This window comes from Methylobacterium sp. E-025, assembly GCF_022829705.1.
In the GTDB taxonomy this organism is placed as follows: domain Bacteria; phylum Pseudomonadota; class Alphaproteobacteria; order Rhizobiales; family Beijerinckiaceae; genus Methylobacterium.
The window spans coordinates 127325-142616 of record NZ_JAKSYR010000120.1; the positions used below are offsets into that span (position 1 = coordinate 127325).

Here is a 15292-nt window from a genome sequence, read left to right on the forward strand (position 1 = left end):
CGGTTCCTCAGCTCGCCGCGCGCGCGTCGAGCAGCAGCGAGCCGGAGACCGGCCGGCCCAGGGCCTCCGAGGTGCCGACGAGGCTGAGGAGGTCGCGCTGGCGGGTGGCGCCGTTGCGCACGATCAGCAGCAGGCGGTCGGCGGCCGCCGCGACCGGCCCGATACGCAGGTTCTCGGACAAGACGCCGCCGTCGAGTATGACCAGCTCGTAGCGCCCCTTCACCCCGGCGAGGAAGCGCTCGACGTTGGTGCGCAGGAACGCGTCGCGCACCGGCTTCTGCGCGTCGCCCATGCCCATCCGACGCGCGCCCGTCGCGGGGTCGAGGCGGGTGACGGCGTTCAAGCTCTGCTCGCCGCGGAGCACGTCGAGGAGGCCGCCGACGCTCGAATCGTCGATCCGCATGTCGGCGTCGACGATCAGCACCCGCTCGCCGCGCGCCACCGCGACGGAGGCGAGCAGGTCGATCACCGCCTTGCGGTCGGCGTCGTCCGCCTCGCCGGAGGTGACGAGGATGCTGATCGAGCGGCCGCCATCGGTCGATTCGTGGAGGTGGTCGAGGGTGAAGCCCGCCGCCGACGCGCTGGCGCCGTCGCTCCGGCGGCGCAGGCGCGGCAGGGTCGCGACGACCGGCGCGTTCGACAGGCGCTCGAGCTGGCGCTGCGACAGCACCGTCGGCTCGGCATATTCCCGAACCAGGGCGAAGCCGGTGCCGAGGCCGAGGCCGGCGAGCGAGGCCGCAAGCACCAGGAACAGCCGCGGCGGCCAGGAGGCGTCCGCCGGCGGGCGCGCCCAGGTGATGACGCGGGCGTTCGTGCTGTCGATCCCGGTCTGCTCCTTCAGCTCGCGCGAGCGCACGAGGAAGTTGTTGTAGACGGTGCGGCTCGCGTCGACGTCGCGCTCCAGCTCGCGCAGGCGGATGCTCGACTGGGCGCTGACCGCGGATTGCTTCTGGAGCTTCTCGAGGTCGGCGGTGAGCGTGCGCTCGTTGGCCTGCGCCCGCTGATATTCAGACTCCGCGGCCTGGGCGATGCGGCCGAGCTCGCCGTCGATCAGCTGCTTCACGTCCTGCATCTGCGCCCGCGTCGCGGCGATGAACGGGTGCCGCTCGCCGAGATTGGTGCGCAGGTCCGCCTCCTTGCTCGCCAGCTCGGCGTACTGGCCGCGCAGGCGGTCGATCACCGAGGATTGGATCGCCTCGGGCGTCGCGCCGGCGGCGAAGGGCCGGCCGCGCGCGTCCTTGACGCCCTGGAGGCGGGCGCGAGCCTCGGCCGTGCGGGTTCGGGCCGCGACCACGCGGGCGTTGCTGTCGGTGAGCTGCTGCTCGCCGACGAGGCGCCCGCTGGACGCGATCAGGCCGTTCTTCGCCTTGTAGTCCTCCAGCCGCAGGTCGGCCTGGTTCACGGCGTTGCGCAGGTCGTCGAGGCGGGCGCGCAGCTCGCCCGATGCGCGCTTGGCGCCCTCGGCCCGGGCCTCGGTCTGGTCCGACAGGTAGGATTTGGCGATGGCGTTGACGATCCGCGCCGACTTGTCCGGATCGGTGGTGGTGACGATCACGTCGACGACGAAGACCTTGTCGGCACGCTTCACCGCGAGCTTGCGCCGAAGCCGGTCGAGGGACTGCCCGCGAGCGTCGACGACCTTGTCCGGCTGCGGCCCGGCGATCATCTCGCGGAGGGAGCGCACGGCGCGCCCGACGATGCCGGTGCTCGCCGCACCGAACTCGGGATCCTTGTCGAGCCCGGTCTCGGCGATGGCGCGCGACAGCACGGTGTCCGATTCGATCACGCGGACCTGGCTCTCGACCTGCGTCACGCCGCCGTCGGGCGACAGCGCTCCGGGATTGACGTCGTTGTTCACGACGACGCGGTCGCGCGGATCGATCAGGAGTTGCGCGGTCGCCGTGAAGAGGGACGGCGTGAGGACGGCGTAGGCCAGGGCCGCCAAGCCCAGCACGCTCGCCGTGCCGAGGATCAGCTTCCAGCGCCGGAACAGGATGCGCCACAGGTCGCCGAGCTCGGCCGTGGTCTCGGGCTTGGATGTGACCACGCGCTCGGGCGCGACCGGCTCGATCCAGGCCGAAACGGCAAGGTTTCTGTTCAGCTGTGCCACCGTGGGCCACCGTCGTGTCAAATTGGGTCAGTTTTACGGACGCCTGACCGGATACTGCAAGGTGCGCGCAACTGAATGAAAATCCCTCAAGACTGCGTAGCACCCCGGGTTCGGACATCGCTTCTTCGGGTAAGGGTTAATGTCGATCGGTCGGCGGCCTCTGTCTTCAAGGTTATCTTCTCGGTCACGAAATTGGTGATAGATCGCAACGACGGATTGCACCGGGTATCCCGGTTCCTGGCGCCGAACGCGACGGGCGGGGACGCGGCGTTCGCCGGGACGTTCGAGAGGGATCGGTCGGCGGCATGCGTCTCAGGTTGCGTCTCGACGGTCGGAGGCCGCGCCTTTGGCACGTGCACCTGCTCCGTCGGATCGCCGTCCTGCCGGGCGTCGACGCGATCGAGATCGATGCGCGCCCCGGGCCGGACGCGTGGCCGGCCAACGCCGACCTGCTGTTTGCGCTCGAGACGCTGATCCACCGCCTGCCGCGATCGGGCGCCTCGTCGCCGGCGCAGGATCGCGACCTGTCCGCGTGGCGGCCGACCGGGCATGCGCGGCCGGATCTGATCGTTGACCTCTGCGGCGACGTCGCCGCCGCGGAGGCCGGCTCGATCTGGCGGTTGTCCTACGACGGCCGGCCGGGCGAGGCCGGTCTGCTCGCGAGCCTCCTGGCCGGGCGGGCCCCGATGATGGCGCTCGCCGACGGGAGCCGGCTCGTCGCATCGGGTCGCGCGGGCACCGAACGCCGCGGGGTGATGCTGACCTCCTTCGACGACGCGCTGATCCGCACGGTGTCCCTGCTGGCGGCAGCGCTCGCCGGGCGCCACGAGGGCGGCCCCGCGACGGGACGCCCCGGGATCGCGGCACCACCGGCCGAGCTCACGGCCCCCCAGATCCTGTCACGCACCGGGCGCATCCTCGCCCACGCCGTCGCGCAGCGGCTCTACCACCTGTGCTACCATGCCCCGCACTGGCGGGTCGGCTGGCGCCGGCTCGACGGGCCGGACGTGATCGACCTTCGCCGGCACCCCGACACCGGCTGGACCACCCTGCCCGACGACGGCCGGCGCTTCTACGCCGACCCGTTCCCCCTCGATCATCGCGGCGAGACCTGGCTGTTCGTCGAGGATTTCGTCCACGCGACGGCCAAGGGCATCGTCTCGGCGGTGCGGTTCTCGGCCGACGGCCCGATCGGCGTGCCGGTTCCGGTGCTGGAGGAGGCCCATCACCTCTCCTATCCGTTCGTGTTCGAGCGCGCGGGCGAGGCCTGGATGGTGCCCGAGACCGGCAGTGCCGGCACGATCGACCTCTACCGCGCCACCGCCTTTCCGGGCGGCTGGGTGAAGGAGGCGACGCTGGTCTCCGGCGTCGTCGCCAGCGACGCGACCCTGGTCGAGCATGGCGGCCTGTGGTGGATGTTCGCGACCGTCCGCGATGCGCCGCTCGGCGCGGCGCTCGGCAGCGGCTCGTACTCGGATGCGCTCCATCTCTGGTCGGCACCGGATTTCCGCGGGCCCTGGACGCCGCATGCCCACAACCCGGTGCTGGTCGACGTCGCCTCGGCGCGGCCGGCCGGACGCATCGTCGCGCGCGACGGAGCCCTGATCCGCCCGATCCAGGATTGCACCGAGGGCTACGGCCGGGCGCTGGCGCTCGCCCGGATCGACCGCCTCGACGCGGAGGGCTACGCGCAGACCGTCGAGACGAGGCTGACCGCCGGGCCGTCCTGGCCCGGCACCCGCCTCCACACCCTCAACCGGTCGGCGACGCTCGAATGCATCGACGGGTCGGCGCGCTCGCCCCGCCTGCGCACCCTGCTCGGCCGCTGATTTCACGACGCTCGGCGCTCGCGCCCCCTGGCGCGGACGGGGGCGCACCGCTACATGTGTCGGGCGGGGCTGCAGAGTCCGTCAGGAGCACTTTCCCCGGGGCCTTATCGACTCCCCCGGGAGCTGTCCCTGGCCTCGTCCCTGGACTTGGCCAACACGGCGCCCACCTACACTGTAGGTTTCCCGGGATCGATCCTCCAACGGCTCACGTGGCTCCGCACTCGACCTCCTCCGACAAGGCCGCCCTGCGAAGCGACGCGCTCGCACGGCGCGACGCCCTCGACCCGGAGACCCGGCGCGCCGGATCGCTCGCGATCGCCGAGCATGCCCTCACGGTGGCGGGCCTCGCCGAGGCCACCCTCGTCGGCGCCTTCTGGCCGATCCGCAGCGAGGCCGACCCGCGCCCGCTGATCGAGCGCCTGTTCGCCCGCGGCCAGCGCGTCGCGCTGCCGAAGGTCACGCCGGACGGCCTGGTGTTCCGCGAGTGGCGCGCGGGCGAGACGCTGGTCGCCGGCCGCTTCGGCCTCAGCGAGCCGCGCGACGACCTGCCGGCCCTCGACCCGACCGCCCTGATCGTGCCGCTCGCCGCCTTCGACCGGCGCGGCCAGCGCATCGGCTACGGCCGCGGCTACTACGACCAGGCGATCAGCCGACTGTCGCGCAGCGGCCCGGTGCTGACCATCGGCATCGCCTTCTCGGTCCAGGAGATCCAGCGGGTCCCGGCCGAGCCGCACGATCGCCCCCTCGACCACCTCGTGACCGAGGCCGGGTTCGTTCCCCTCACCAAAGACCTCTGACGATGCGGCTTCTCTTTCTCGGCGACGTGGTCGGGCGTCCCGGCCGAAAGGCCGTCACCGACCGGCTTCCCGCCTTGCGCGAGCGCTGGCGGCTCGATTGCGTGGTCGTGAACGGCGAGAACGCGGCCGGCGGGTTCGGCATCACCGAGTCGATCTGCGACGAGATCCTCGGAGCCGGCGCCGACGCGGTGACGCTCGGCAACCACTCCTTCGATCAGCGCGAGGCGCTGGTCTTCATCGCCCGCCAGCCGAAGCTGGTCCGGCCGGCGAACTACCCGCCCGGCACGCCGGGCCGGGGCGCCACCATCGTCGAGACCCGGGCCGGCGCCCGCGTCCTCGTCGTCAACGTGATGGGCCGGCTGTTCATCGACGCGCTGGACGACCCCTTCGCCGCGGTCGAGCGCGAGCTGTCCGCCTGCCCGCTGGGGGAGGCCGCCGATGCGGTCGTCGTCGACGTCCACGCCGAGGCGACCAGCGAGAAGCAGGCCTTCGGCGTGTTCCTCGACGGCCGCGCCAGCCTCGTCGTCGGCACCCACACCCACGTCCCGACCGGCGACCACCGCATCCTGCCCGGCGGCACGGCCTACCTGACGGATGCCGGGATGTGCGGCGATTACGACTCGGTGCTCGGCATGCAGAAGGAGGAGCCGCTGCGGCGCTTCCTGCAGAAGACGCCGGGCGCCCGCCTCGAAGCGGCGCAAGGGGAGGGCACCCTGTGCGGCATCGCCGTCGAGACCAATGCGGCCGGCCTCGCCGTCGCGGTCTCGGCGGTTCGCCTCGGGCCTCATCTCGAGGAGACCTGGCCGCGGGATTGGGATTAGTCCGCACTGAACGATCTGAAGGCGCGCCGTGCGGCTTGATCGCATCGGAGGCTGACGCCACAGTGCCGGCCTGCTCGATCGAGGCCGCCGATCATCTTCGGGAGACGACCTCGCGCCACCTTCCGAAGAGTCGCGACCGATGGCCGCCCGTTCCGACACCGCGTTTCCCGCACAGCCGAGTGCGGACAGGCCGATCGGCAAGAGTCCGGCGGGCAAGATTCCGGCGGCCAGGAGACCGATCGCGAAGCCGGGCATCTACCTCGTCCGGATGCTGGTCTTCCTGATCCTGGACGGGTTCCTCGCCTTCATCCTGTTTCGCCAGATCACGCCCGCCTTCCAGGCCAATCCGGGGCTCAACGGCCTGATCCTCGGCGTGCTCCTCATCGCGGTGCTGCTGGCCTTCGGGCAGGTAATCCGGCTCTACCGCGAGGCGTCCTACGTCAACGCGGTCGCCTCGGGGGAGGCGGCCAAGCGCCCGCCGCGCCTCGTCGTCCCGCTGGTGCCGGCGATCCAAGCCCGGCGCGACGGCGCGACGCTGCCGGGGGTGCGGGCCTTCCTCGACACCGTCGCCGCGCGCCTCGACGAGGGCCGCGACACCCTGCGCTACATCGCCGGCATCCTGATCCTGCTCGGCCTGCTCGGCACGTTCTGGGGCCTCATCGACACGCTCTCGGCGGTCGGCTCGGTGATCAAGTCGATGCGCGGCGGCGGCGAGGCCAGCGTGATGTTCGACGAGCTGAAGAACGGGCTGGCCGTGCCGCTCGGCGGCATCGGCCTGGCGTTCTCGGCGTCGCTGTTCGGCTTGGCGAGCTCGCTCATCACCGGCTTCCTCGACCTGCAGGCGAGCCAGGCCCATGCCCGCTTCCACAACGAGCTGGAGGACTGGCTGGTCTCGGGCGAGGAGGCGGCCGCGCCCGCGCCGGTTCAGGCGCGGCAGGAGCCGGTCGCGGTCGAGGCGCTGCAGGAAGCCGTCGACCGCCTGACCACCGTCGTGTCGGAAGGCGCCAACGGGCGGGCGGCGACGCTGGCGATGACCAACCTCGCCGAGGGCATCCAGGGGCTCGTCCAGCACATGCGCGCCGAGCAGCAGATGATCCGCGACTGGGTCGAGGCCCAAGCCGGCCGCGAGCGCGAGATGAAGCAGGTGCTCGACCGGCTCGGCCGCGAGCGGGTCTGATGGCCTCCCGCCTCGTCCGCCGCGACCGCGGCGTCAACGTCTGGCCGGGCTACGTCGACGCGCTGGCGACGCTGCTCCTGTCGGTGGTGTTCCTGCTGACGATCTTCGTCGTCGGCCAGTTCTTCCTGTCGCAGGAGCTGACCGGGCGCGACACGGTGCTGGCCAAGCTCAATCGCCAGATCGTCGACCTCACCGACCTGCTGGCGCTCGAGCGCTCGAACCGGCGCGGGCAGGAGGAGACGGCGCAGGCGCTTCGCAACACCCTGCTCGCGACCGAGGCCGAGCGCGACCGGGCCCGCGCCGAGGCCGCGGCGACGGCCTCGAGCAAGGGCCAGGCAATCGACCTCGACAGGCAGCTCCAGGCCGAGCGCGGCGCGGCCGGCCGGGCGCAGTCGCAGATCGACATGCTCAACGACCAGATCGGCGCGATGCGGCGCCAGCTCGCGGCGCTCGAGGATGCGCTCGCGGCTTCCGAGAGCCGCGACCGCGAGAGCCAGGCCCGCATCGCCGACCTCGGCAGCCGCCTCAACGTCGCGCTTGCGCAGAAGGTGCAGGAGCTTGCCCGATACCGCTCCGACTTCTTCGGCCGGCTGCGGCAGATCCTCGGCAATCGCACCGACATCCGCGTCGTCGGCGACCGCTTCGTGCTGCAATCCGAGGTGCTGTTCCCGGCAGGCTCCGCCTCGCTGAAGGCCGAGGCCGGCCCGGAGCTCGACCGGATCGCGGGGGCGATCCTCGACCTCGCCAAGCAGATCCCGGCCGACCTGCCCTGGGTGCTGCGGGTCGACGGCCATACCGATTCGCGCCCGATCGCCAGCGCGCAGTTCCCGTCGAACTGGTCGCTCTCGGCGGCGCGCGCCATCGCCGTCGTACAGTACCTCGCGAGCAAGGGCCTGCCGCCGCAGCGGCTGCTCGCCGGCGCCTTCGGCGAGTTCCAGCCGCTCGACGCCGGCACCACCGACGAGGCCTACGCGAAGAACCGCCGGATCGAGCTGAAGCTGACCGAGCGCTAGAGCATTGTCGAGCGAGGTGGATCCCGGCTCGCGGGAAGTTAATGTGATCCCACGACACGATAGAGCATTTTCCGTGACCCGGGGATCAGGGGAAATGCTCCAGGGGCTTACGCTTCGGCGAACGCGCTTCGATACGCGAACAGCCCCGGCACCCCGCCGGTCATCAGAAACAGCACCGCCTCGCCCGGCCGGTAGCGGCCGGCGCGGACGTCGTGCAGCAGGCCGGCGAAGGCCTTGCCGCTGTAGACCGGATCGAGCAGCACGCCTTCGCTGCGGGCCATCAGGCGCACGGCCTCCCGCATCGCATCGGTCGGGATGCCGTAGCCCGGGCCGCGATGATTTCCGTCGATCACGATGTCGGAAGCGGACAGCGCCGCGCCAGGCTTCAGCAGCCCCAGGGTCGCGTTGGCCTTGGCCAGCGTCTCGGCCTCGGCATGGTCTTGCGCCGCGAGCACCGCGTAGGACTTCGCGAGCCTCGGATCGCGACCCATCGCGAATAGCCCGGCGGCGAGGCCGGCATGGGTGCCGGCGCTGCCGTTGGCGGTGAGGATGTGGGCGAAGGTCACGCCCATCGCCTCGGCCTGCCCGGCGATCTCCTCGGCGCAGGCGGCGTAGCCGAGGCTGCCCATCGCGCTCGAACCGCCGGACGGGAACACGTAGACCCGCCGGCCCTCGGCCCGCAGCCCGTTCGCGCGGGCTTCGGCGGCGGCGAGCGAGTCGGCGTCGGCCGGCAATTCGTGGACGCGGGCGCCGAACAGGTCGTCGAGGAAGCGGTTGCCGTTGCCGACGTAGTCCGGGTCGGTGCGCGGCACGCTCCGAGTCAGGAAGAGTTCGCAAGCGAAGTTCTCGCGCGCGGCGGCAGCGGCGGTAAGGCGCGCATGGTTCGATTGCAGCGCGCCGACCGTGATCACGGTATCGGCGTTCTCGGCGCGGGCCGCCCCGAGCAGGAACTCGAGCTTCCTGAGCTTGTTGCCGCCCCCGCCGATCGGCGCGAGGTCGTCGCGCTTCACGAACAGGCGGACCCCGTTAAGCGCCGGGCCCAGGGCCGCCGAGAGCCGGTCGAGCGGCTGGATCGGCGTCGGACGCTCGAGGAGCGCGAGACGGGGGAAGCGGGCAAGGTCGAGACGGCTCATGCCACGGGTCTACCGCGTCGCGCGGCCGGGTTGAACCGGCAACCTCCGATTGCACGATCGCGACGCTACTCCGCGGCGGAGACGCTCACCCCGCGCAGGCGCGGCTCCTTGCCCCGCGCGGTCTCGTCGAGGGCATCGGTGAACTGCAGGGCGGCGAGCTGCGCGTAAAGCGCGCCCTGTGCCAGCAGGCTCTCGTGGGTGCCTTCCTCGACGATGCGGCCGTCGTCGAGGACGAGGATGCGGTCGGCGGCGCGGATGGTAGCGAGGTGATGGGCGATGACCAGGGTCGTGCGCCCGCGCATCAGCCCGTCGAGCGCCGACTGCACTGCGCGCTCGCTCTCGGCATCGAGCGCCGAGGTCGCCTCGTCGAGGAGCAGGATCGGCGCGTCCTTCAGGATCGCGCGGGCGATGGCGACGCGCTGGCGCTGGCCGCCGGACAGGGTGACGCCGCGCTCGCCCACCGGCGTGGCGTAGCCCTGGGGCAGGGCGCGGATGAAGCCGTCGGCATGGGCCAGCTCGGCCGCGCGCTGCACCTCCGCGTCGCTCGCCTGCGGCCGGCCGTAGCGGATGTTCTCGGCGACCGAGCCCGAGAACACCGTCGGGTCCTGCGGCACCAGCGACATGCGGGCGCGCAGGGCCTCCGGGTCGACGCGCGCGACGTCGACCCCGTCGACGAGCACCCGGCCCGATTGCGGATCGTAGAAGCGCAGCAGCAGCTGCAGCACCGTGCTCTTGCCGGCGCCCGAGGGGCCGACGATGGCGATGCGCTCGCCGGGCGCCGCGGTGAAGGCGATGCCGTCGAGGGCGGCCGTCATGTCCCGAGTCGGGTAGGCGAAGCGCACCGCCTCGAACGCGACGGCGCCGCGGGCCGGCACCGGCATCGGCACCGGATCGGCCGGCGGCTTGATCGCCGGCACGGCGGCCAGGATCTCGCCGAGGCGCTCGGCCGCGCCCGCGGCCTGGGCGAGCTCGCCATAGACCTCCGAGAGCTGCCCGAGCGCGCTCGCGCCGAAGACGGCGTAGAGCACGAACTGCGACAGCTGCCCGGCGCTCATGGTGTGGGCGAGCACCCCTTGCGCGCCGTACCACATCACCCCGACGACGGAGGCCGAGATCAGGAAGATCGCCACGCCGGTGAGCAGCGCGCGGGCGCGGATCGATTCGCCGGCGGCCGAATAGGCGTTCTCGGAGGCCTGCGCGAAGCGGTCGGCGGTGGCCCGGCCCATGCCGAAGGCCTGCATCGTGCGGACCGCGCCGACCGCTTCCGCCGCGTAAGCGGAGGCGTCGGCGAGGCGGTCCTGCGCCGCGCGCGAGCGGCGTCGGACGCCGCGGCCGGAGATGATCAGCGGGAACACGATCAGCGGGATCGCGACCAGCACCAGCACCGACAGCCTCGGGCTGGTGATCACCATCATCGCGACGGCGCCGACGAACAGGAACAGGTTGCGCAGCAGGATCGAGATCGAGACGCCGAACACCGCCTTGACCTGGGTCGCGTCGGCGGTGAGCCGCGAGACGATCTCGCCCGACTGCGTCTTGTCGAAGAAGGCGGGATCGAGCAGCGTCAGCTGCCGGAAGACGGCGCTGCGGAGGTTGGCCACCACGCGCTCGCCCAGCGTCACCACCGTGTAGTACCGGGCGGCGCTCGACAGGGCGAGCACCGCGACGACCCCGAGCAGAGCCAGGAAGTAGGCGTTGATCATGCTCTCGCCCTCGGGCGAGAAGCCGTGATCGATCACCCGGCGCATGGCGATCGGCACCGTCAGCGTGGCGGCCGAGGCCGCCAGCAGCGACAGGAAGGCGGCGACGATCCGCCCGCGATAGGCCGCCGCGAAGGGGATCAGCGGCCGCAGCGAGCTCAGCGGGGCCTTGTCGCGACCTTCGGCGGGCGGGTTCTTCTTGCGGGCCATCACGCCTCTGGTGTTTCGTCCCTGGTCCGCGCGACAAGCATGCTTGTGACCGGCCGGAGCCTGCGGTATACGCGCGCCTTCTTCCGATTGCGCGTGTGCAATGGCCGCGGGCCGCCAAGACGGGCCGTCGGCTTCGCATGAGCGGTTCGCACGAACGTGAGGTTCGTGGCAACGGTCCGATCACAGAGTTTCAACCCACGGATCTTACGGGCCGCGCCCTCCGCGCTCCCGGAGTTCGTGCACCGTCGAGGACGAGACGTCATGGCAAAGAGCGCGGCCGACAAGGCCAAGGGGACCGAGCACCCCGAATACCACTTCATCAAGGTCGTGATGACCGACGGCACCGAGTACCGGACGCGCTCGACCTACGGCAGCGAAGGCGACACCCTGAACCTCGACATCGATCCGCTGACCCACCCGGCCTGGACCGGCGGCGAGCAGAAGATGCTTGATCGCGGCGGCCGCGTCTCGCGCTTCACCTCGCGCTTCGGCAACCTCGTCGGCCGCAAGTAAGGGTTTCGATCCCCGCCTCGGCGTGCTGCCGGGGCCGGATCAACGCAAGAAGGGCGGCACCGCGGTGCCGCCCTTCTTGCGTTCTGGGCGTTCCGCTCAGGCCTGGAGACCGGGAAAGGCCGAGCGCAGGCGGTTCTGCTGGACGGCGACCGGGCTCTCGACGGCGGCCGGCGTCGGGCGGTCGTCCGAGATCAGGCCGTCGAGGTGCAGGATGCGGGCGTGCAGCCGGCGGGCGCGCAGGATCAGGTTCTGCAGCCGGACCGGCAGGAGCGTGAAGCTCTCGGCGTTCGGCGCCTCGGTCGCGGCGAGCCGCACCCGGTTCTTCTCCTGCAAGGCCTGGCTCGCGGTGAGCTCGCCCTCGGACACCGCGCGCTGCACCAGCAGCCAGGACGCGATCTGCATCAGCAGGGTGGTGAGCCGCATGCTCTCCGAGGCGTAGGACAGGGTTGCGTCCCGCGAGATCAGGCGCGACTCGTCGCGGCCCTCGCCGTCGAGATACGCCGCGGTCTCCTCCACCAGCGCCATGCCGTCGTGGAAGAGCGTCCGGAAGGCGTCGGACGTGACGTAGGTCCGTCCGAAATCGACCCAATCCCGTTCGTCCCGGAACGTGACGTCGTACCCGTTCATCCTGCCTCCTGCGTCGCTGCCGGGGCCCGTCGTCGTTCCGTCTTGGAACGCTCCCGGCCTGTCCGCGACCCTTGCCGCAATCCTAGCGCCGAACGGAGGTCCCGCCGCGACAACCGAAAGGTAACCTTAACGCCGCTCGTCGCTCGGCTCACCCCAGAGCTGCGAACGCCGCTTCGGGAGGGATCTGCCGCTCGACCACGAGGTGGGCCAAGCCGTGAACCAAGGCCCAAGCTCGCAACGCCTCGCCCGGGTCGCGCCCGCCCTCGGCCTCCACCGCGCCTTCGAGGATCGCGTACGCAGCCAGGGCCGCGTCCGCCAGCGCCGGGAAAGCTGACTTCTCGCTCTCGCCGCCGAACATCAGCAGGAAATACGGCCGTTCCTCGACGGCAAACCTCAGGTAGGCGCGGCCGAGTGCGCGCACGCGCTCCTCCGTCAGCGGCGCGACGTCGTCGAGGCGGCGACGCAGGCGATCGAAGCCCTCGGTCGCGAGCTCGGCCAGCAGCGCCTGTCGGCTGGCGAAATGCCGATAGGGCGCATTGTGGGACACGCCGGCCGCCCGTGCGACCTCGCGCAGGGTGAGTGCGGCCGCGCCGTTCGCGATCAGCAGCCGCGCCGCCGCCTCGAGCAGCGCGCGATGGAGATCGCCGTGATGATAAGCGCCTGAAGGCGGAGATGTTGACATTGCCAACACGTTTTCCCATGATGTTGCTATCGCCAACATAGGCGTATCGGATCATCGCGTCACGTCGGCGTCGTCCGACGCACGCCTTCGGCCGGGGGTGATGGTGATGAACGTGGCACCGCTCGCGTCGGCAGGTCTCGTGGTTCAGGCGCACACGCTCGCGGCGCTGCTCGCGATCGTCCTCGAGTCGGCGCAATTCATCCTGCCGAAGGGAGATCGCCGGCATCGACGGTTCGGGCGCGCCTGGGTCGCGCTGCTGGCCGCCGCAGCCCTCAGCTCGTTCGGCATCCACGGCATGCGCGAGTTCGGCCCGTGGAGCTGGATCCACGGACTGTCCGTCTTCACCCTGGTCATGCTGGTCGTCGGGGTCCAGCATGCGCACGCCGGGCGCATCTTCGCCCATCGTTGGACGATGATCGGCCTGTTCGCCGGCGCCCTCCTGATCACCGGCCTGTTCACCCTGGTTCCAGGCCGGCTGATGCACGTCGTGCTCTTCGACGGTTGAGAGACCTCAGAACGCCGCGCGCACGCCGCCGAACACCGACCGCCCGGCCCCCGGATAGAACGCCACCGGGCCGCCGGCCACGGCACCGGCGTTCGCGACCACGGTGATGTCGGAGACGTAGCGGGCATCGAGCAGGTTGCGGGCGTCGACGAACAGCGAGACGCCGTTCGCGAAGTCGATCCCGGCCTGCACGTTGAGCAGGGCGTATCCCGGCACCTTCAAGGTGTTGGCGTGGTCGGCGAACGCGCCCTGAGGCTCCCAGTCGACCGACGGGGCGATGTGGAAGCCGCTCGGGTGGACGTAGCTCACTACCGTGCGCAGCACGTCCTGGGGCAGGCCGGCGATGCGGTTGTTGCCGTAGACGGGATCGCCGACGAAGCGGAAGTCGTTGTGCGTCCAGATCTGGGACAGGCTCAGCCGGTCGCCGACGCCCGACAGGTCGCGGGCGAGGTCGAGGCCGAAGGCGGCCTCGACGCCCTGGTGCCGGGTGCGCGGCGCGTTGAAGGTCGCCGCCGGCAGGTTGATCGCCGCGCCGAGCGCGGTGTTGAAGTTGATCAGCTCGTCCCGGATGTCGGCACGGTACAGGGTCACGTCCCAGGTCAGGCGGTCGATTCGTCCGCGAGAGCCGGCCTCGTAGGTCCAGGCGCGCTGGGCCTGGAGCGGGACGAAGGTGGTGCGCAGGATGTTGGTCTGCACGAGGTCGCCGAAATCCGGCACGTCGCGCGAGCGCGTGACGTCGCCGAAGACCTGGATCTCGGGCAACGGCTGCCACAGCAGGCCGAGCTTCGGGTTCACCCCCTCGTAGGTCTCGTCGGCGAACTGCACGTTCGGGCTCGCCGCCAGGCCGCCCTTGTTGCTGTAGGTGCGGTTGGACGAGAACGCCTTGGCGCCGGTCATCAGGGCCACGTCCGGCAGGAACCAGAACCGGTTCTCGCCATAGGCCTCGAGGTTCGAGGCGCTCTGCAGGGCGTTGAGGGTCTGCGCGCCGCGCTGGCCCTGGACGTTGACGAATTGCAGCGCCGAGTTCTGCCCGGCGAAGGCACGCAGGCCCAGGATCGTGTCGTTGCGGAAGCCGCCGAGGTCGAACGTGCCGGCCCAGTGCGGGCTGATGCCGTAGGTCCAGCCGTCCTGGTCGATCGCCTGGAAGATCGGATGGTAGAGCGATTTGTGGATCGCCCAGGTGTCGACGTCGAGCTTTCCCACGTCGAGGACGAAGCTGGTGCGGTTGGCGATGCGCTCGGTCTCGACCTTGCGCGACTGGTTTCCGGCGATCGCGGCGGCGTTGGCCAGCGTCGGATTGTTCAGCGCGTCGGACAGGCTCAGCGTGCCGGGCAGCTTCTGGTCGGTCAGGTAGATGCCCGCGAAGAACCGCGTCTCGACGCCCGGCGCCAGCTGGTAGCCGAGGTTGGCGTTGAAGTTCTGCGTCCGCTGGGTCTCGTGGTCGCGGAAGCCGTCGGCATTGGTGATGGTGCCGTTCACCAGCACATCGACCGGTCCCGAGATCCGCGAGGCCTGGAAGTTCTCGTGGATCGTGCCGAAGCTGCCACCGTCGATTCGGACGATGTTGGGCGCGAACGCGGTGTAGGCGGTCGGCGTCACGGCGTTGATCGCGCCGCCCAGCGTCGTCGCGCCGAAGGTGAGGGCGTTTCCGCCCTTGTAGACCTCGACCGAACGCAGCGCCAACGGATCGATCTGGTAGAAGTCGCCGCTTCCGTCGGCGAGGTTGAACGGGATGCCGTCCTGCAGAAGCTCGATGCCGCGCAGGTGGAACCCGCGCGCGATGCCCGACCCGCGCACCGACAGACGAAGTTCCTGCCCGTAGCGCTCCTGGACCGCGACGCCGGGCGTGTCCTTGAGCACGTCGCGCAGGGTGTTGGCGTAGCGGTCCTGAAAGCTCGCCGCGTCGACGAAGGCCACCGACCCGACCGTCGCGTTCAGAGCCGCGCGCTGCTCGGCGACGCTCGGGACGGTGACCGAACCCGCCGCGGCACCGCTGACCGAAAGCTCGGGCAGCACGACGGCATCCGACGGCTCCTGCCCCCGGGAGGGCAGGGCGGCGGACAGCAGGACGGCGAGCGCCAGGGCGCCCGTTTCGAAGGGACGGGACATGCGAGACACCTTCCGACGGCCGCCGGGCGCGCGTCGGCGCGGGCAGGCACGTCCGGACTGGATGGA

The 15292-nt window shown here is 71.1% G+C and carries 13 protein-coding genes and 1 other RNA gene; 8 read left to right on the forward strand and 6 right to left on the reverse strand.

Features of this window, described 5'->3' with window-relative positions; translation table 11 throughout:
- Positions 1-7 precede the first annotated feature (7 nt).
- Positions 8-2110 (reverse strand): GumC family protein, encoded by a 2103-nt coding sequence (locus MKK64_RS18355; protein WP_243936316.1) that lies wholly within the window; start codon positions 2108-2110, stop codon positions 8-10.
- 353 nt (positions 2111-2463) lie between these two features.
- Between MKK64_RS18355 and MKK64_RS18360 the strand changes: the two genes are divergently transcribed.
- The 6 genes from MKK64_RS18360 to MKK64_RS18385 all read left to right on the forward strand — a co-directional run bounded on the left by MKK64_RS18360 (position 2464) and on the right by MKK64_RS18385 (position 7747).
- Positions 2464-3939 (forward strand): formyl transferase, encoded by a 1476-nt coding sequence (locus MKK64_RS18360; RefSeq protein WP_313898922.1) that lies wholly within the window; start codon positions 2464-2466, stop codon positions 3937-3939.
- A gap of 63 nt (positions 3940-4002) precedes the next feature.
- A non-coding RNA gene (gene ssrS / locus MKK64_RS18365) (6S RNA) lies at positions 4003-4159 on the forward strand.
- The gene (locus tag MKK64_RS18370; RefSeq protein ID WP_243936320.1) at positions 4149-4736 is read left to right on the forward strand and encodes a 5-formyltetrahydrofolate cyclo-ligase; all 588 of its coding nucleotides are present in this window, start codon (positions 4149-4151) and stop codon (positions 4734-4736) included. Before ssrS ends, MKK64_RS18370 begins: the two co-directional genes overlap by 11 nt.
- Before the next feature lie 2 nt (positions 4737-4738).
- Positions 4739-5557, forward strand: coding sequence for a TIGR00282 family metallophosphoesterase (locus tag MKK64_RS18375; RefSeq protein WP_243936322.1), 819 nt, complete (start codon positions 4739-4741; stop codon positions 5555-5557).
- Positions 5558-5825: 268 nt separating this feature from the next.
- A complete protein-coding gene (locus MKK64_RS18380) occupies positions 5826-6734 on the forward strand; it encodes a MotA/TolQ/ExbB proton channel family protein (protein ID WP_243936396.1) in 909 nt (302 codons plus the stop codon).
- Complete coding sequence (locus MKK64_RS18385) at positions 6734-7747, forward strand: peptidoglycan -binding protein (protein ID WP_243936324.1); 1014 nt, start codon at positions 6734-6736, stop codon at positions 7745-7747. Before MKK64_RS18380 ends, MKK64_RS18385 begins: the two co-directional genes overlap by 1 nt.
- A 107-nt stretch (positions 7748-7854) precedes the next feature.
- Here the strand turns inward: MKK64_RS18385 and MKK64_RS18390 are convergent, their stop codons facing one another.
- Positions 7855-8880 carry a D-cysteine desulfhydrase family protein gene (locus tag MKK64_RS18390; protein ID WP_243936325.1) on the reverse strand — a complete coding sequence of 342 codons (1026 nt, stop codon included), beginning with the start codon at positions 8878-8880 and terminating at the stop codon, positions 7855-7857.
- Positions 8881-8945: 65 nt separating this feature from the next.
- Positions 8946-10790: an ABC transporter transmembrane domain-containing protein gene (locus MKK64_RS18395; protein ID WP_243936326.1), complete on the reverse strand. Its 1845-nt coding sequence runs from the start codon at positions 10788-10790 to the stop codon at positions 8946-8948.
- 261 nt (positions 10791-11051) lie between these two features.
- Here MKK64_RS18395 and rpmE point away from each other — a divergent pair, with 261 nt between their 5' ends.
- A complete protein-coding gene (rpmE, locus tag MKK64_RS18400; protein ID WP_147728574.1) occupies positions 11052-11303 on the forward strand; it encodes a 50S ribosomal protein L31 in 252 nt (83 codons plus the stop codon).
- A 96-nt stretch (positions 11304-11399) separates the two neighbouring features.
- On the opposite strand, the gene MKK64_RS18405 is transcribed toward rpmE, so the two are convergent.
- Complete coding sequence (locus MKK64_RS18405; protein ID WP_243936327.1) at positions 11400-11930, reverse strand: DUF1465 family protein; 531 nt, start codon at positions 11928-11930, stop codon at positions 11400-11402.
- 148 nt (positions 11931-12078) lie between these two features.
- On the reverse strand, positions 12079-12648 hold the full coding sequence (locus MKK64_RS18410) for a TetR/AcrR family transcriptional regulator (protein ID WP_243936328.1): 570 nt from the start codon (positions 12646-12648) through the stop codon (positions 12079-12081).
- 70 nt (positions 12649-12718) lie between these two features.
- On the opposite strand from MKK64_RS18410, the gene MKK64_RS18415 reads away from it, so the two are divergent.
- Positions 12719-13117: a DUF2306 domain-containing protein gene (locus MKK64_RS18415; protein WP_243936329.1), complete on the forward strand. Its 399-nt coding sequence runs from the start codon at positions 12719-12721 to the stop codon at positions 13115-13117.
- A 6-nt stretch (positions 13118-13123) separates the two neighbouring features.
- Here MKK64_RS18415 and MKK64_RS18420 read toward each other — a convergent pair whose 3' ends face one another.
- Positions 13124-15226 (reverse strand): TonB-dependent receptor family protein, encoded by a 2103-nt coding sequence (locus tag MKK64_RS18420; RefSeq protein WP_243936330.1) that lies wholly within the window; start codon positions 15224-15226, stop codon positions 13124-13126.
- Between the last annotated feature and the right edge of the window lie 66 nt (positions 15227-15292).